At 39.5% G+C, this 16,886-nt stretch carries 17 protein-coding genes; 6 read left to right on the top strand and 11 right to left on the bottom strand.

From position 1 onward, the window contains the following. Positions 1-15: 15 nt before the first annotated feature. Genes K9M07_03680 through pdhA form a run of 3 tightly spaced genes read right to left on the bottom strand, consistent with a single transcriptional unit; the run spans position 16 to position 3,324 of the window. Positions 16-1,311: a pyruvate dehydrogenase complex dihydrolipoamide acetyltransferase gene (locus tag K9M07_03680; protein MCF7852326.1), complete on the bottom strand. Its 1,296-nt coding sequence runs from the start codon at positions 1,309-1,311 to the stop codon at positions 16-18. Positions 1,312-1,321: 10 nt separating this feature from the next. Further along, positions 1,322-2,302: a pyruvate dehydrogenase complex E1 component subunit beta gene (locus K9M07_03675; GenBank protein ID MCF7852325.1), complete on the bottom strand. Its 981-nt coding sequence runs from the start codon at positions 2,300-2,302 to the stop codon at positions 1,322-1,324. An 11-nt stretch (positions 2,303-2,313) separates the two neighbouring features. Further along, positions 2,314-3,324 carry a pyruvate dehydrogenase (acetyl-transferring) E1 component subunit alpha gene (pdhA, locus tag K9M07_03670; protein MCF7852324.1) on the bottom strand — a complete coding sequence of 337 codons (1,011 nt, stop codon included), beginning with the start codon at positions 3,322-3,324 and terminating at the stop codon, positions 2,314-2,316. Between the two features lie 133 nt (positions 3,325-3,457). Here pdhA and K9M07_03665 point away from each other — a divergent pair, with 133 nt between their 5' ends. Beyond that, positions 3,458-4,162: a DUF3820 family protein gene (locus tag K9M07_03665; protein ID MCF7852323.1), complete on the top strand. Its 705-nt coding sequence runs from the start codon at positions 3,458-3,460 to the stop codon at positions 4,160-4,162. Beyond that, a complete protein-coding gene (locus K9M07_03660) occupies positions 4,149-4,979 on the top strand; it encodes an SDR family oxidoreductase (protein ID MCF7852322.1) in 831 nt (276 codons plus the stop codon). The genes K9M07_03665 and K9M07_03660 overlap by 14 nt, the downstream gene beginning before the upstream one ends. An 8-nt stretch (positions 4,980-4,987) precedes the next feature. Here K9M07_03660 and K9M07_03655 read toward each other — a convergent pair whose 3' ends face one another. Beyond that, positions 4,988-6,922 (bottom strand): ABC transporter ATP-binding protein/permease, encoded by a 1,935-nt coding sequence (locus K9M07_03655; protein MCF7852321.1) that lies wholly within the window; start codon positions 6,920-6,922, stop codon positions 4,988-4,990. A 219-nt stretch (positions 6,923-7,141) separates the two neighbouring features. On the opposite strand from K9M07_03655, the gene K9M07_03650 reads away from it, so the two are divergent. Next, positions 7,142-8,593 carry a DNA photolyase family protein gene (locus K9M07_03650; GenBank protein MCF7852320.1) on the top strand — a complete coding sequence of 484 codons (1,452 nt, stop codon included), beginning with the start codon at positions 7,142-7,144 and terminating at the stop codon, positions 8,591-8,593. Positions 8,594-8,595: 2 nt separating this feature from the next. Here K9M07_03650 and K9M07_03645 read toward each other — a convergent pair whose 3' ends face one another. From K9M07_03645 to K9M07_03620, 6 genes are all read right to left on the bottom strand, one after another. Then, positions 8,596-9,561, bottom strand: a complete 966-nt coding sequence (locus K9M07_03645; GenBank protein ID MCF7852319.1) for an acetyl-CoA carboxylase carboxyltransferase subunit alpha — start codon at positions 9,559-9,561, stop codon at positions 8,596-8,598. Positions 9,562-9,577: 16 nt separating this feature from the next. Continuing rightward, positions 9,578-10,618 (bottom strand): L,D-transpeptidase, encoded by a 1,041-nt coding sequence (locus K9M07_03640; protein ID MCF7852318.1) that lies wholly within the window; start codon positions 10,616-10,618, stop codon positions 9,578-9,580. Positions 10,619-10,720: 102 nt separating this feature from the next. Continuing rightward, positions 10,721-12,133: a hypothetical protein gene (locus K9M07_03635; protein MCF7852317.1), complete on the bottom strand. Its 1,413-nt coding sequence runs from the start codon at positions 12,131-12,133 to the stop codon at positions 10,721-10,723. A 178-nt stretch (positions 12,134-12,311) separates the two neighbouring features. Then, a complete protein-coding gene (locus K9M07_03630) occupies positions 12,312-12,647 on the bottom strand; it encodes an HU family DNA-binding protein (GenBank protein MCF7852316.1) in 336 nt (111 codons plus the stop codon). A 136-nt stretch (positions 12,648-12,783) separates the two neighbouring features. Then, complete coding sequence (gene tyrS / locus K9M07_03625; protein ID MCF7852315.1) at positions 12,784-14,070, bottom strand: tyrosine--tRNA ligase; 1,287 nt, start codon at positions 14,068-14,070, stop codon at positions 12,784-12,786. After that, on the bottom strand, positions 14,060-14,380 hold the full coding sequence (locus K9M07_03620) for a hypothetical protein (protein MCF7852314.1): 321 nt from the start codon (positions 14,378-14,380) through the stop codon (positions 14,060-14,062). Before K9M07_03620 ends, tyrS begins: the two co-directional genes overlap by 11 nt. Positions 14,381-14,560: 180 nt before the next feature. On the opposite strand from K9M07_03620, the gene rpiA reads away from it, so the two are divergent. The 3 genes from rpiA to K9M07_03605 all read left to right on the top strand — a co-directional run bounded on the left by rpiA (position 14,561) and on the right by K9M07_03605 (position 16,363). After that, on the top strand, positions 14,561-15,244 hold the full coding sequence (gene rpiA, locus K9M07_03615; GenBank protein ID MCF7852313.1) for a ribose 5-phosphate isomerase A: 684 nt from the start codon (positions 14,561-14,563) through the stop codon (positions 15,242-15,244). Between the two features lie 87 nt (positions 15,245-15,331). After that, positions 15,332-15,748: a bifunctional nuclease family protein gene (locus K9M07_03610; protein MCF7852312.1), complete on the top strand. Its 417-nt coding sequence runs from the start codon at positions 15,332-15,334 to the stop codon at positions 15,746-15,748. Positions 15,749-15,751: 3 nt separating this feature from the next. Continuing rightward, on the top strand, positions 15,752-16,363 hold the full coding sequence (locus K9M07_03605) for a class I SAM-dependent methyltransferase (protein ID MCF7852311.1): 612 nt from the start codon (positions 15,752-15,754) through the stop codon (positions 16,361-16,363). Here K9M07_03605 and K9M07_03600 read toward each other — a convergent pair. Beyond that, positions 16,335-16,619: an HPr family phosphocarrier protein gene (locus K9M07_03600; protein ID MCF7852310.1), complete on the bottom strand. Its 285-nt coding sequence runs from the start codon at positions 16,617-16,619 to the stop codon at positions 16,335-16,337. The genes K9M07_03605 and K9M07_03600 overlap by 29 nt on opposite strands. Positions 16,620-16,886: the final 267 nt, after the last annotated feature.

The raw sequence follows: 16,886 nt of genomic DNA, 5'->3' as shown, positions 1-16,886 counted from the left end.
AGCATAAATAAGAGGCTAAATCAATAAAATAGATGGGTTGTTAAGATATTTTTTTAATGTGACGAGAAAAGCAGCTGCTTCAGCCCCATCAATCACGCGATGATCTACTGAGAGCCAAACACTAAGGGTTTTTCCCGCTTGAATCATTCCTTGATGATTGACAATGGGCTTATTGATAATCCCACCGACAGCTAAAATCGCTGCCTGGGGAGGATTAATAATCGCTTGGAAGTCTTGGATTCCGAACATTCCCAAATTAGAAATAGTAAAGCTCCCCCCTTGATATTGCTCAGGGGTGAGTTTTTGTTTACGGGCTAGGGCGACGAGTTCTTTTACTTCATGAGAGATTTGACTCACATTTTTGTAATCGGTATGACGAATAATTGGGGTAATCAATCCCCCATTTATGCTGACGGCAATGGCAACATCAATCGTATCAAATTGAATAATGACGTTTTTCTGATTATCAAATCCACTATTGATGATCGGATGCTCTTTCAGTGCTAAAGCTGTTGCTCGAATCACAAAATCATTATAGGTGATTTTGATTCCACCCTTCTTTAATTGCTCGCGCGCTTCGACAAGTGAATCAACAACAATTTCATCGCGTACATAAAAATGAGGGATAAACATCTTTGATTCTTGCAACCGTTTTCCAATCGCTTTCCTCATTGGAGTCAAAGGCACATCAGTATATGAACCCGGTGGACGTGTTGGTAATCGTCTTGAGTGAAATCCTACATGCCCCCCTTCAACACCTTCTAAATCACGCATGACAACTCGACCGTTAGGACCTGAGCCCTTAATCGTTGAAAGGTCAATATTTCGATCTTCAGCAGTGCGCTTTGCTGAAGGCGAAGCTAAAACGCGCTCATTTTGCATACCTGTGGGAAATTCGAATGTATAATTTTGTAGTGGGGGCATCGGAGCAAAAACAGGTTCCCCAATTGCTTGAGCTACGGGAGCCGGTGTTTGTTTTTCCGGTGCTTCACTGTCGGATTTTGCCTCTTCTTTTTGTGGGGATGGGGCAGGCATTTCCCCCTCAGGACGGTATCCCTCAATCGACTCCGACTCACTTGCGGTAAACACGGCAATCGGTTGATTTACTCGGGCTTCTCCGCCGTCAGGAATGAGAATTTTTCGCAAATATCCATCATCAAGAGCCGTATACTCAACAGTCGCTTTATCTGTTGCCACTTCGATTAAAACATCGCCCTCTTTAATGAGATCGCCTTCTTTTTTATACCATTTGACAATCTGACCTGAAGTCATTGTCGGTGAGAGTTTAGGCATAGTCACAGTGAACGGCATGCGTTTTCCCCTATTTTAGTGTTTGTCTAATGGCTGCGATAATTCTTTGGATATTTGGAACGGTTTCAAGCTCCATATTTTTAGCATATGGCATGGGCGTTTCTCTTTGACAAACGCGGGCAATCGGAGCATCGAGATAGTCAAAACAGTGCTCCATCACTTCGAATCCGACTTCGGCACAAATACCGGCAAAGAAATGTCCCTCTTCAACGACAACACAACGCCTAGTTTTTTTAACCGATTGGATCACAAGGGGGATATCAAGGGGTTTAATAGTTCTTAGATCGATCACCTCAATGCTAATGCCCTCTTTAGCAAGCTCCTGCGCTGCTTTTTCACAAAATTGAAGCATTCTCGAATACGAAACAAGGGTGAGATGGGTTCCCTCTCGCACAATCTTTCCCTTACCAATCTCAACAGTATACTCTGCTGTTGGGATTTCCATTTTATCTCCATAACAGAGCTCATTTTCTAAAAAGATAACGGGGTTGTCATTGCGAATAGCCGATTTAAGAAGCCCTTTAGCATCATAGGGGTTTGATGGCGCAATGACAATAAATCCGGGTAGATTACCATAGAGAGCTTCCACACAATGCGAGTGCTGAGAAGAAACTTGAGCCGCAGCCCCATTGCATCCTCTAAAAACGATGGGCACTTTAAAACGCCCCCCCGACATGTAATACATCTTGCAAGCATTGGAAATCAGTTGATCAGCCGCAACAAAAGAGAAGTTAAAACTCATAAATTCAACAATCGGGCGAAGTCCCGTCATTGCAGCTCCAATCGCCAGCCCGGTAAACCCATTTTCAGAAATCGGTGTATCTAAAATGCGCCCGGAACCCCATTTATCGAGCATGCCCTTAGTGACCTTATAAGCGCCATTATATTCAGCGACCTCTTCTCCAAGAACAAAGACCGTGTCATCGCGCGTCATCTCTTCATCAATGGCTTGCCTTAAAGCCTCTCTAAGATCGACAGTTTGCTTTTCCATTACCTTTTCCTTTATGCATATACGTCTTCTTCAAGAGTCAGTGGATCCGGAAGGGGGCTCTCATCTGCAAAAGCCATGGCATCAATTACAATTTGTTTTATCTCTTGATTGAAATGATCTACCTCTTCCTGAGTGATGATTTTGGCATCAATAAGCTCACCTGCCAGTCGATGAAGCGGATCTTTTTCCATCGCCTTTTGCAACTCATCTTTAGACCGATAAAGGCCCGGATCTGAAACCGAATGGCCTTTAAATCGCTCAGTCAAGGCTTCAATCAAAACAGGTTTAGACGAGGATCTTACCTCTTCTAACACCTGCTTAAAACAAGCAAAGCAGTTAAAGAAGTCCATCCCATCAATCGTATACCCCTTAATACCATAAGCTTTAGCAAAAGACTCTGCAATCGGTTGATGGCATACGGCTCTTGAAACGGCCGTTCCCATTCCCCATTGATTGTTTTCAACAACAAAAACCGAAGGTAAGGACCAAAGCGTCGCTAAATTAAGTGTTTCATGAAAAGTCCCTTGAACGACGGCACCATCGCCTAAAAAACCAATTGCAATTTTATCTTTTTGACCTTGGTACTTTGCCGAAAAGGCGGCGCCCGCCACCAGTGGCAAATGCCCACCGACAATCCCAAAACCACCGAGCAAATTCTTAGAAAAGAGGTGCATAGACCCTCCCCTTCCCTTGGCATTTCCCGTCACTTTTCCATAGAGCTCAGCCATCAGCTCTTTGGGAGGCTCATCATGTAGTAAAGCAAGGCCATGGCAACGATAAGTCGTCAAATACCAATGATCGATTCCAAGGGCTTCTACAGCCGCAGTGCCAATTGCCTCTTGCCCAATATAAGAATGAAAAAACCCACCAATTTTACCATGTTGATAAGCAGATTCGGCTCTTGTTTCAAAATTTCGAATCAAGAGCATTTTTTTGAGAACTTCAATCAGACGATCTTTTCCAATTTCTTGAATGATCTCCTCTTTATTGCTCTCAAATAGGTGATATTTAATTTTTGCCATATTGCAATTTTTGTGATCTCAAAAAGATTATGCGTATAATCACTTTATATTAGAGAATGGAAAAAAATCAAAGCCTATCTTTTATAGACTACTTTACAATTTGCAGGTATAGTTATCCAAAAGGAGAAGACGTATGCCTCTTAGGACTATTTACTACGATACGGAAACAACAGGTGTTAAATCGGATAAGGATCGCATCACTGAAATTGCTGCCTACGACGCAACGCTCAATAAAACATTCGTCAGTTTAGTCAATCCGGGTATGCCAATTCCCCTTGAATCAAGTCAAATCACAAACATCACAGATGACATGGTTAAAGATTCACCTGATTTTGGAGAAGTCGGAAAGGCCTTTTTTGATTTTTGTGGAACTGACTGCGTCCTCATAGCTCATAATAATGATAATTTTGATGTTCATTTCTTGCGCAACGAAAGTAAACGCCATGATTTGATCCTCCCTTCTTATCAATTTATTGACACTTTGAAATGGGCTCGCAAATACCGCCCCGATCTCCCCCGCCATTCGCTGCAATATTTGCGTGAAGTCTTTGGAATTGATAAAAACAACGCCCACCGCGCCCTTGATGACGTTATCATGCTCCATCAGATTTTTTCGCTCATGATTGGAGATCTTTCCATTGAAACAGTGATAGAATGTCTAAGTGAAAAAGAACCGGATCTCATTCAAATGCCCTTTGGAAAACATAAAGGAACCCCACTTGAAAAACTCCCACAGGGATATCTCAAATGGCTTGGACAATCCGGTGCTCTTGAAAAGAGTGAAAATACAAACCTTAAAACTTCTTTAGAAAAACTGGGGCTTCTTGCAATTTCATAAGAAGTCAATTGCTATTTTCGGATGTGGATTTGTAGGACAAGCCGTTGCACAAACCCTCAAAAGCCACCATCTAACACTATCGACAACTTCTTTAAACAGAGTTGAGCAACTTTCGAAATTCTCCCAAGATATTGCTATTCTAAAAGGTTGTGATCGGGAAAAAATTGCGGAATGGATTGAAAATCAAGATGTTTTAATCCTAACAATGGCCCCTAAAACAACCGATAGCTATCAGACAACTTATGTTGATACCGCAAAAAATTTTGCTGAAATTCTTCAAAACACTTCATCTGTCAGGCAAATCATTTATACCTCATCTACCGGTGTATACGCAGAAAATGAAGGAGGCTGGGTTACAGAAACTTCGCCGCTGATTCACACCCCTCATGCGAGAGGAAAATATCTCTCTGAAACGGAAGAGATCCTCCTTTCTTTACACTCCTCTCATCGCAGGGTATGTATTTTCAGATTGGGTGAAATTTATGGGGATGAACGCTCGTTAAAAAAGAAAATTGAAAGATATTCAAAAAACCCTCTCCCTCTTAATCCGAAGAGCCCAACCAATATGATCCATATCGATGATATTTGCTCAGCGATTGAATTTTCACTTAATCATGATCTCAATGGAATTTACAATCTAGTCGATGATGATCACATAGAGCGCAGTCAACTCTACGCTAAACTTACAAAACTCTACCAACTTCCCGCACCGCTCTTTTCTCATGAAACAACACCCCACAGTCACCTCAAACGCGTTTCAAATCAGAAACTAAAAGAAGCGGGCTATCAATTGATCCATCCCCACCGGGTCTATTAACCGGGTGGTTAAATCCCCGTTAGGATCTCTCGAGCGGCCGATTTCCCCATATGAAAATGCATATCCCAAAGCTGTTTGAAGGGGGGACATGTTTCGAGAAGCTGATCTTTTGATCCCTCAGCGATTTTGACACCATCTTCAATGAAAATAATCCGATCGGCATGTTCAATGGTTGTCAGTCTATGAGCCACAATAATTTGAGTGACATTGCCGTAAAGATCAACAATCGCCGTTTTAATCCGATCTTCACTGACTGAATCTAATGAAGATGTCGCCTCATCTAAAACGAGAATAGGAGCTTGCTTAGCTAACGCCCTAGCTACCGCGAGGCGTTGTTGCTGACCACCGGATAAATTCTTGCCCGTTTCTGCCAGATGCGTATCATATGCCTTTGGCAGCTTAATGATAAAGTCATGTGCATATGCCTTTTTTGCCGCATCGACAATCCGCTCTCTAGGGAAGCCTTTCCCATATGCAATATTTTCTAAAACCGTATCAAAGAATAAAAATGGCTTTTGAGGGACAAAGGCTATTTGTTCTCTAAGAGAAGCCTGAGTGTAATGGATGATATTGATCCCATCGATTAAAATCTCTCCCTTTTGAACATCATAAAGACGGGGCAAGAGCTGCAAAATCGTGGATTTTCCGGACCCCGTATGTCCGACGATTGCAATGGTTTCTCCCTTATGAATCGTAAAACTCACATCTTTTAAAATCCATTTGTCCTCATAGCCAAACCAAACATTTTTAAACTCGATCTTATCGCGGAAGTTGACAAGGGGAACGGCATCGCTTTTATCTTCAATCAGAGGCTTAATTTGCATCACCTCATCGAGACGCTCAGCAGCAACAACCCCCTTCTGGATATTGGAATTCTCATCAGCAAACTTACGGATCGGCTCATAAAATTGATTTAAAATCCCGCAAAAAACTATCAACTCGGCAATTGTAAGCTTTAAGACATATAAACCAAAAATTAAAACGGCTGCTAAACAAAACGTTGTGATCGTATGTAAAATGGGTCTGACTAATAAATCATACTTAGCGGTTTTTGCTTCAAAATGCGCCATCTGATCATTTTGTTCTTTATATTTTTTGAGCGAAAATCGCTCCATTCCAAACACTTTTACCGTTTGAATACCCGATAGAAAATCAATCAGAACAGATGAGAAATTTTCTTGATTTTTTTGAAGCTGCCGCGTGATTTGTCGCACTTTTCTGGTGATCATAATCATAGGTAAAATAATCAGTGGCAAACCGACAAAAACAACTAAGGAGAGTTGCCAAGATGAGTAAAAACACCCCGTTAGCGAAAGAACAACCGTAAAGGGCGTTAGAATATAGTTGGTAATGCAAGAATTGAGAGATCTGGCAATTTGCGTTGCATCACTTGCAACACGTGAAGAAAGCGATCCAATATTATATTCATGGTAAAAACTCATCGGGAGACTTTGAATGTGCTCAAAATAATCTTGTCTGAGTTGTTTGGAGACCTTAATTGATAAAATTTGAGCTGTATAACGACTGAAAAAAAGAAATACTGCCTTAAACAGCGCAACCAATATCAACATGATAACGAGCTTATGAAAACTCCCCTTCTCTACTTTTAAGTGAGTTTTAATGCGCTGCAGAATGCGCCCCATGCGATTGCTATCATTTTTACTTAAAAAACGACTCGCATCATCTTTAGTAATGACATCTTTTCCCTTAGAAACATCATTCCACCTCTCCTCAACCTCTACTCTTGATAATTGCTCAATCGACTTATTGGTCTGTTTAGGGTGGAACAAAGTAAAAAAATCGGCACCGGAACTTGTTAATACACCAAGGGAAACAACTTCGACACTACTTGCCATCACTAGAAGAAATAGCGTTACGAGCATCATCACGAGCCATATCACATGCTCTTTGACTCGAATTGCCGCTTTAAATAACAGTCTCATATCACTTCAATCTTTTATGCGCTATGCATCATAACAGCGATTCGGTAATTGTACAATTACAATATCGATTTTGACCGATCGACCAGCGCGCATCGCCGGCTTCTAAAAATTCCAACTCTTGAATCACTTCCGGTATATAAAAACCAAACAATAAAAATATTTGCAATTATTTTTATTAGGAATATATACCAAAATAAACTGAAGCATTGAGGCAATACAATGTCGTATGTCATTCATTGGTTTCGCAATGATTTGCGATTAAAAGATAACCAAGCACTATATGAAGCTTCAAAAAGCGGTTATCCCATTCTTCTCGTCTATATCTATGATGAAGATTCTTTGTATACTCAGGCTGATGCCCATCGCGTTTGGCTCTACCACTCACTCATTGAACTCAAAGCCTCGCTAGAGAATCTCAATCTCTCTTTGGTGATTAAAAAGGGCTCCCCCAAGAAAATTTTTCATGAAATCATTAAAGAAGCAAAACCCTATGCCATATATTACAATGATGTGTATGAACACCATGATCTAAAAAACGCACAGGATCTTCGTTATTTATGTGAAGAGCATGGCACTCTTATTCAGCACTTCCATGGCAATTTAATTGCTCACCCTGATGCAATTAAAAATTCAAATGGAACCTTTATCAACCACTTCACTCCGTTTTGGAATGCCATTAATCACAAATATTCACCAAGAGCGCTTTATCCCCTGCCGAAAATAGAACGATTTTCCTCTTCAGTATCAAGCCTTGATATTGAAGATCTCAACTTACCCTCTTCCTATCATTGGAACGAACATATAAAAAAACATTGGAAAGTCAATGAGACCCATGCCCAAAAAAAATTAAATCACTTCCTCAAAACGAAAGTAAATCACTATATTGAACATCGACAATATCTTGGGAAACCCTGTTCTTCAGAGCTCTCCGCTTACCTACATTTTGGCGAAATCGGCCCCTATCAAATCATTGATGCATGCAACGCTCATATCAATCGATCTAAGATTAAAGGAATTGAGCGACAACTTGAAGCCTTTATTAAAGACCTTGCATTGCGAGAATTTGCCTATTATTTACTCTATCATCAATATGAAATGAAAAAAAATCCGCTTGAACATGAAGAGACTCCCTTCCATTGGACAGAAAACACCTATTATTTCAATGCATGGAAAAAAGGCATCACCGGATTTCCCATTGTTGACGCGGCAATGCGCCAACTCCTTGAAATGGGTTGGATGCCTACACAAGCGCGACTCCTCACCGCATCTTTCCTTGTTAAAGATCTGAAAATACATCGGGAAGAAGGGGAACACTGGTTCTTTAAAAATCTGTTTGATGCTGATATCGCCAATAATCTCTTTAATTGGCAATTCAGTGCTCAATGTGGAAATCGCTTTGAGCCCTTTTTAAAAACATACCACGTCGAGCAACAAAGCAAAAAAACGGACCCGGATGGCGAATATATTAAAACTTGGATTCCCGAGCTCAAAAAGCTCCCCTCTAAATATATTCACGCGCCTCATAAAGCGCCTGCTGCCGTTTTGAAAAAAGCTAAAATCATTCTGGGAGAAACCTATCCCATGCCAATTATAGATCTCAATGAGTCAGCTAAAAAGACGTTGAAACAGCTTCAAGAAAAAGCAAAACAAAAGAAAAAAATTAAACACTGAAATTAAATATCAAGCAAGCTGTGGAATTCTCCAAGTTTGCGAAACTTCTTATATCTCTCTTCTAAAAGATTCTCAGAAGCTATTTTCTGAAGTTCAGAGAGTTGAGAAAGTACAAACGTTTTGAGATTTTCAGCTGTTTGTTTTTGATCGTGATGGGCACCGCCCAGTGGCTCGGGAATCATTTCATCGACGATACCAAATTGCTGTAAATCTTCAACATGCATTTTTAAAGCAGCCGCGGCTTCGGACTTTTTAGAGGCATCTTTCCATAAGATAGAAGCACATCCCTCAGGTGAAATGACTGAATAATAAGAATGCTGAAGCATCCCGATGCGATCTCCAATAGCGATCCCAAGAGCCCCTCCTGAACACCCCTCTCCAATAATTGCGATGATAATGGGCGTTTTGAGACGTGACATGACGAATAAATTATCGGCAATGGCTCTCCCCTGCCCTCTTTCTTCAGCCTCTAATCCCGGATGCGCTCCGGGAGTGTCGATCAGACATAACACCGGGAGAGAAAACTTTTCGGCAAGCTTCATCAAACGCTGCGCTTTGCGATACCCTTCCGGATGGGGCATTCCAAAGCTATGTTTAAGCCTTGATTCAGTGTCGTGCCCCTTTTCTTGAGCGATGACAACAAATTTCTGATCACCTATCACAGCAAATCCACCAATAATGGCTTGATCATCGCGATAGAGGCGATCTCCATAAAGTTCCTCAAAAGAAGAGCAGATCATTTTGATATAATCAATCGAATGTGGTCGATTGGGATGGCGGCAAATCAGAACCCTTTCCCATGGAGTCAGCTTTGAGTATACTTTGTTTTTTAACTCAATGAGTTTTTTCTCCAATTGGTTAAACTCTTGGCTATCTGCAAGATCATGATTTTTTTGGTGTTTTTTCAAACGGTCTAGCGTCTCTTCAAAATCTTGAATTTGCTTTTCGTGATCTAAACAAAACCCCATAACTATCCTTAAAATCCTATTGGTTATATGCTATAATTGGAGGAATATTTTTAGCATTTTTTCTTAATTCCGTCGAATCATCCGTAATTTCTACAATCGTCGGCTTCGTAATCACAATGCTAAAAAGTTCTTCAATATCATTCTTTGCCATTCGAATACACCCATCGCTATCGTATTTGCCAATGAGCTGGCTATATTCAATAAACTCTTGATTTTTCCCTCTAATCTCACATGGCAAGCCATGAATACCATACCCTTTGATATGGGCCTCTTCTTCATTAGGTAAATTCCTTAAAGGAAGCCAGCGAGTGCCAAAAACTTTAATCATTTCAATTTTTTCATTCTGAAAATAACCCATCATTCCGGGTTTATAAGTCGCAATTTTATCTCCTAAAATGAACCGCCCAACAGGTGTTGCGCATTGATTATTCCGAATTGTGCCGACGCCAATCTGATATGTTTTAAGAAGCACTTTTTCTTTTGAGTCGATATCGACATAGTAAAACCACATTTTTGGCGTCGAAAGATCGACAAGGAGATAAAAGTTAATGGGTTTTTCGGGATTAAGAACGTTAAATTTATCTCCGGGGGAGACCTTTTGCGTATAATAATCGCTATTTCGATTTAAGCTGCGCGCAATAAAATGGCGAGAAGTCGCATAATGAGAGGCATAATCTGCAATCCATGCAGGACGCCCTTTAAGCCAAGGGACACGGCTTGTATAAGTGATTGTTTTTACAATGGGAAGTTTGTCTTTGCCTACTGTAAAAAGCTTTTCAATCAAATCGATGTCGCTGTCATTTTCATTTTGTAAAGCAAGAGGAGAATAGCAAACAGCGCTGTCAACCTTTTCAGCCACAGACTCATTTCGAATTAGGATTGAATCATGATCTAAAACAACAGGATCCATCTCTTTAGGATGATCGTCTATTTCAATGCGTTCCGTGCTAACTGTCTCTTGAACCTTCTTTGTCTGACCATTTTTTTTCATTGCCCTAATCCCCATCACGGCAACTGTTAAAACAGCAAAGATCATCAGAATTCTTCGGAATGACATCCATTACCTCTCTAAATTGCACAAAATTATAATTAAAATGATAATAAAATTCAATAACTGGTTTATAGTAATTAAAGTTTTTATTACTATAAACCGTTATTTTTACCTATAATCTCTTATTTTCCAAGTATATGCCTTATCAATGTCACCTATTTCATAAGCAATAAGAAAATCAGCTCCCCAAAAAAAATGCTCTCCTTCAAGGGGAATGACTTGCATTTCATGCAAACAATTAGAAATCAGCTCTATACGACTATTACCATTAGATATCAAAATATGTCCGGATGGGCCTAAATAATTTTTTAAAGACCTTTTATTTAAAATATGGCCTTTATTTATCGTGACCTGATCCCCTTTCACATACAGTGTAAAATGCATTTTATCGCACATATCGTAGTCAACGATCCGGGACTTAATCTCTAGCTCATCTTCACTTTTAATCGCAGTAAAATCGACAAAAACACGCCCCGGGATTGGTTTTTCCATTGTTGAAGAAGGCTCAATGAGGCGCGTCCAATTGGAGTATTTAGTAAACCCTTCTCTTTCAATGATTTGACCACCTTCCGCCTCTTTGTCCTCCATTCTGAACGTTCCAAAGGTCCTCATATCCCCCAGAGCGCCATATTGAAAACCTAAAGCCCTAAATTCAAAGTCTTTAAACTCAATATAAGCCAGCGGCGTTCTCCGACCGAAACAATCAATAATTAAACTCATATTAAAATCGGATAGATTGACAAAACCTATATCGTGTTCTTGATAAATAGTAGTGGGGGGTAAATGGGGTAATTCTCTTTCATGATCAATGATCTCGATTAAACAAAGCGTTAACGGATCCATTTCTCGCCGATCGAACACAAGATACTGCTTTAAATGTCTAATGATCTCTTCTAATCTTTTATCATTCATGACTTGGTAGATAGAAAAAAGAATATGTGAGTATAGCGATCGCAAAGCTTGTTCGTTAATAGAATCCGGAGGACATCCGATACCAATTGGTAAATCCCCTTTTCGATTGAGGATATGCAAAGAGGCTAAAGCCATTTGCATCGCATCGAGCAATAATCCTTCATGTTTAAAAAGCAGACCCATGGCATAAATCAATCCCATCATCTGAATAAAATAAGGAAGCTCAAAAGTCGCTCCCTCAGGGGAATTTTCATAAGGATCGATTAAAAGAAATCCAAGCTCCGTTAATGGGGCTCGCCATCTGATTGACTGAATATTGCCTAACTGTAGAACCAGTGCACGGCACAATTCAATCTTTTCTTTTTTAACTTTCGGAATAAACTCGCTCAATTTCTGATTGAGTTTCCATGCTATATTCTCTTTGAGTGTTTTTTCTTTAAATAAATGAATCAAAAGATCGGTGATAAATTCAGAAAATTCATCAAGTGAATGAATTTTCTTTTCAATTAACCTCTCAAATTGGATCCAATGCCCCTCTTGTAACGACTGAGAAAGAATGGTTGTCGATGAGTTGATAATCTCATTATCGAGCACATGATCAATATCCATATTTTGGGATCCAAATTGATTTTATGGAGTAAAAAATAGTCACATAACAGAACCCATCATGTGACCATATCAATTGCTTTCTTAAATCTTAGTGTCTAATTCCAAAAATCCGCCGGCTTATTTTGATCATCTTTTCTCACCTGATCAAAATAAGGTCGGGGACTTTAGCAATTAAACATTAGCCAACATGAGAAGGTGAAGATGAGTTAAGACTTTGTTGTGCAGGACCATCTTCAATAAGCTTTTTCATTTTTTTACCGGGAGTAAATTTAACCGCAGGTCTTGCAGGAATAATAATAGGGACCATTGCATTTTTTGGATTACGCCCGACTTTTTGTTTTCTTTCTACGACTTCGAAAACACCAAAATCTCTAAATTCCAGGCGATCTCCTTTCGACAAATAATCTGTCATAACATCTAGAAAAGCCTGAATCACATTTCTCACATCATTAGGATGAACCCTTTTTTGTTGTGAGATCACTTGAATCAGTTTTTTCTTTGTGATCGTTGCCATATTACAACTCCCTTGTTAGTCTAAGTAAAAGTGTTAAGTCATTCTGACTTTAAAAATTTCATTGTTGTATCTTATTGATTTTGAGACAAGTACTTTTTAAAAAAAATAAAAGGTATACTAGTATACCGCTCGTGATTCAATGTATTTTATCGATAACCCTGATAAGAATTTTCTTCTTTTTTCCCGATCCAACGACTAAGTACTTATCACCTACAAGATCTTTTGCTTGAATAATCCTTTGCACATCTTCAACTTTTGCATTATTGAGATAGGCGCCTTGATTTTTGATCAAGCGAGCAGCTTCTCCTTTGCTCTGTATTAAACCGCTCTTCACAGCAACATCCACATATTTATTGTTGAGAACGTCTTCACGATTCAGATCAGCCTTTGGAAAATCTTTAGCAATTTCTTCAAGAACATCCAAAGTCAAATCCATTTCCGAACCAAATGAAGCAACTTCCGTCACTTTTCTCGCCTTGTGAAGCTTTTCTTCACCATGAATAAACGTTGTCATCTCATCAGCTAGGCGTTGTTGGGCTTGATTAGGAACAAACTGACCACTTAACAACTCTTTTTCAATACTATCGATCTCATCACGATCCATGAAAGTTAAACTACGCATCAATTTTGGGACATCTAAATCAGGAACCTGCATAAAATACTGATAAAAATCAAAAACGGAAGTAGCCGCTTCATCAAGCCAAACCGCACCTTTTTCACTTTTACCAAATTTTTTACCGTCACTGCGGGTGAGAAGAGGATACGTCATTCCGTAAACCGAATCCCCCAATAATTTGCGCACGAGTTCACATCCCGATGTAATGTTCCCCCATTGATCACTGCCGCCAATTTGTAAAATCACCTCATCTTTTTGATAGAGATGCAAGAAATCATACCCTTGTAAAACTTGATAAGTAAACTCGGTAAAGCTAATGCCTTCATCAGAATTTAATCTCTGTTTGACACTTTCTTTTGAGAGCATCGGTCCCATTCTAAAATGCTTCCCAATATCGCGTAAGAAATCAATGAGCCGATACTCATTGAGCCAATCTAAGTTATTAACAATGACGGGGGCAGCAGTGGGATGAGAAAAATCAAGCAGGCGATGTAATATCTTTGAAATCCCCTCAATATTAGCACTAATTTGCTCTTCACCTAAAAGAGGGCGCTCCTTACTTTTCCCTGAAGGATCCCCAATGCGCGATGTTCCACCACCGATTAAAATGTAGGGCTTGTGACCTAATCTTTGAAACCGAGAGGCCATAATCAAACCAACTAAATTTCCAAGATGGAGTGAAGAAGCTGTGGGATCAATTCCATGATAAAATTTAATGGGTTTAGCGCAAATTTTTCTCAGCTCTGTTGAAGTCATATCTTCAACCACTTTGCGCTGTATCAGAATATCAATAATATTATGCGTCATTGACTTCCTCGTCACTCCCATCTTCGATGGGCATCATAAGACGAATGCCACTTGCGAATTTTTTCACCCGCTCACTTAATTCCTTTGGATGTTGATTTCCATCAAACATTTCAAAACTATTTCCTAAGGGAACGCGCAATGGAGCTAATCGATTAATTCTCTCACGAATACGCATAGCCGCATGTCTTAGACCCTCATCTGTCACCTGTTTGTCAATTTCTTCAAAGCGGGCTATGAGTTTACGCCGATCTCTCAATGTTTTTGCACTTTCTTTAGCTATAACATCATTTTTTTGAGATGTGATATTCACGAATCCTCCATCAAGTGTCAGGGAAAGTTTATCTTAACTAAAGGATTATAAAAACTCAAATATTTAGAATCTCTGATTAGGAGATAATTTAAACCGGGAAGGGGTAAAAAACCCCTTCCCAGTTTAAATGACTCACGGTATATCTAATAGCAATGCTAGTTTTAATATTTGAGGGCTGTTTTGAACGAAGATGGAAAAAAAGCTTGTGGTTATCAAGCCGCTAATTTGATTCAGAATAACATGAAAGTAGGCATTGGAACGGGCTCAACAGTCTATTACTTTATTGAGCGCCTCCTTCAAAGATGTGAAGAAGGTCTATGTATTCAAGCTGCATTCAGTTCTGAGAAATCGCGCAAACAAGCTCTTGAAGGAAAAATCACTCCTATTAAAAATGACCTATTTACGGAACTTGATATCACGATTGATGGTGCAGATGAAATCGATCGATATAAAAACATGATTAAAGGTGGTGGTGGTGCGCTTCTCCGAGAGAAAATGCTTGCCTCTTCGAGCCGGCATATGATTGTTGTGGTTGATGAGTCAAAGTGTGTTGACTCTATCGGCGCTTGCAAGCTTCCGATAGAAATTTGCCCATTTGCCTACACTGCAACCATTTTTAAAATCAATGCCCTCGGATTAAAAGGTGAAATCCGCACTTCATCCGATCACACATTTTATCTGACTGATGGTGGCAACTATATTTACGATTTGCACCCTCTCCTAAAAATCCCCGATCCCCAATCTCTTCATATGCAATTGATCACCATTCCGGGAGTCATTGAAACCGGTCTCTTCTATCACCTTGCCGATCGAGTTTTAATTGGAAAAAACAATGGCCAAGTTGAAGAAAAAACTAACTTATAAAAGAATTTCTTAAAATTCCTCTTGGAATAATGACCTATCCAAGTTAAAGAGTAAAACAAAAGTTCAAGTCAATCAAAGGTCATAGTCATGTCAAGTAATGAACTCATCCCCCTTTCATGTCACAAAATCATGCAATCCAATATCTACACTTTATTTTTACTGGATGCCGAGGAAAAAAAATTTGCAATTTATACTGAACCAAAGGTAGGAGAAGACATTGAAGATTATCTCTCGGATGAAACCTCAAAACGCCCAAAGACACATGAACTTCTCAACTCAGTATTAAATAGCTTAGATGTCAAACCCCTTCAAGTTTTGATCTATGATGTTCAAGATACTATCTATTTTGCAAAACTTTTTTTAGAACATAAATCTAAAACAAAAAAAACGATATTAGAGATTGATGCACGCCCAAGCGACTGCCTAGTTTTAGCTATTTACAATAATATCCCTATCTTCTGCACAAAAGAGCTTTTAGACAAAACAGTCGAAGTTGAAAATTAATCAATGGAAAAGATCAGCCCATATCACCCATTTTGGCTCGACCTGCTTTCCTGCAGCTATTTTCCCCATCCGATAGCTTTCTTAAAAACGGTCTCACTCTTATGGAATGTCAAAATTAAAACGATTGCTGAAATTGGAGTCTATCGGGGTATTTCCTCTATCTATCTCAGGCAACTTTTCCCGGAAGCGCACCTCTATCTGATTGATCCTTGGGAAATTTATTCCGATTATAAAAATGAGGAGGCTGCAGCACCTACACAAGACAAAGAAGTTATGGAAAAGGCCTATCACATGGTTATTTCTCTATTCGGAAATGACCCTCAAACAACAATCATGCGACACACTTCACAAGAAGCGTCCGATCTCATTGCCGAACCCATTGATCTCATTCTTATTGACGGCAATCACAGCTATTCTTACGTAAAACAAGATATTACATTATGGCAACCTAAGATCAGATCAGGTGGATTGATCGCAGGACATGACTATAACTCTTTATTTCCCGGGGTCATGCGGGCAGTTGACGAAGCATTTAATGAAAATATTGTTTTCGGTCCTAACAATTACTGGATTCATCAAAAATTGATTAATACTGAACGTGGAACTTATTTTTAGCCAGAGCAGTCAGAGCCTCAATTGCCGTATCGGCATCAATGCCTTCTGCTTCAACGCGAATTTTTGCCCCTCTCGCTGCAGCTAGCATTAAAATACCCAAAAGCGATTTAGCATTTACAGTGAATTCCTGATAAATTAATGAAATATGCGCCTTGAACGAGGATGCACATTTCACAAGCTCTGTTGCCGGACGTGTATGCAAACCTTTATCATTTAAGACAACAAAAGTACTTGTTAATTTTTGGTGAGTCGTCATATTGAACAATAAAAACCGGATAGTTAAAGTTTATTATGTCTTCAGCACATTTATTCTGCAATAAAAGATCTGTATTTTGTGATTAATGTAATTTTAACCTACTATCTATAAATGAGATAGACGTTTATACTCGACTTTGTAACTTTTTGGACTCGAAGGCCTCGAGATATTTGTTCTCTAGGGAGTTATTAAAACCGGGAAGGGGTTTTTTACCCCTTCCCGGTTTTAATAATCTCCCAGTTCGACCATAGGTCGAGCGTCCGAGAG

It is taken from the genome of Simkaniaceae bacterium (genome assembly GCA_021734805.1).
Taxonomy (GTDB): Bacteria; Chlamydiota; Chlamydiia; order Chlamydiales; family JACRBE01; genus Amphritriteisimkania.
The sequence above is the reverse complement of the archived record's forward strand: the minus strand, read 5'-3'. Positions and strand labels throughout refer to the sequence as shown.

What these genes read in the sequence shown, in the direction of transcription:
- K9M07_03680 (MCF7852326.1), bottom strand. Translation starts at nt 1,311, where the DNA reads ATGCCGTTCACTGTGACTATGCCTAAACTCTCACCGACAATGACTTCA.
- K9M07_03675 (MCF7852325.1), bottom strand. Translation starts at nt 2,302, where the DNA reads ATGGAAAAGCAAACTGTCGATCTTAGAGAGGCTTTAAGGCAAGCCATT.
- pdhA (MCF7852324.1), bottom strand. Translation starts at nt 3,324, where the DNA reads ATGGCAAAAATTAAATATCACCTATTTGAGAGCAATAAAGAGGAGATC.
- K9M07_03665 (MCF7852323.1), top strand. Translation starts at nt 3,458, where the DNA reads ATGCCTCTTAGGACTATTTACTACGATACGGAAACAACAGGTGTTAAA.
- K9M07_03655 (MCF7852321.1), bottom strand. Translation starts at nt 6,922, where the DNA reads ATGAGACTGTTATTTAAAGCGGCAATTCGAGTCAAAGAGCATGTGATA.
- K9M07_03650 (MCF7852320.1), top strand. Translation starts at nt 7,142, where the DNA reads ATGTCGTATGTCATTCATTGGTTTCGCAATGATTTGCGATTAAAAGAT.
- K9M07_03645 (MCF7852319.1), bottom strand. Translation starts at nt 9,561, where the DNA reads ATGGGGTTTTGTTTAGATCACGAAAAGCAAATTCAAGATTTTGAAGAG.
- K9M07_03640 (MCF7852318.1), bottom strand. Translation starts at nt 10,618, where the DNA reads ATGTCATTCCGAAGAATTCTGATGATCTTTGCTGTTTTAACAGTTGCC.
- K9M07_03635 (MCF7852317.1), bottom strand. Translation starts at nt 12,133, where the DNA reads ATGGATATTGATCATGTGCTCGATAATGAGATTATCAACTCATCGACA.
- K9M07_03630 (MCF7852316.1), bottom strand. Translation starts at nt 12,647, where the DNA reads ATGGCAACGATCACAAAGAAAAAACTGATTCAAGTGATCTCACAACAA.
- tyrS (MCF7852315.1), bottom strand. Translation starts at nt 14,070, where the DNA reads ATGACGCATAATATTATTGATATTCTGATACAGCGCAAAGTGGTTGAA.
- K9M07_03610 (MCF7852312.1), top strand. Translation starts at nt 15,332, where the DNA reads ATGTCAAGTAATGAACTCATCCCCCTTTCATGTCACAAAATCATGCAA.
- K9M07_03605 (MCF7852311.1), top strand. Translation starts at nt 15,752, where the DNA reads ATGGAAAAGATCAGCCCATATCACCCATTTTGGCTCGACCTGCTTTCC.
- K9M07_03600 (MCF7852310.1), bottom strand. Translation starts at nt 16,619, where the DNA reads ATGACGACTCACCAAAAATTAACAAGTACTTTTGTTGTCTTAAATGAT.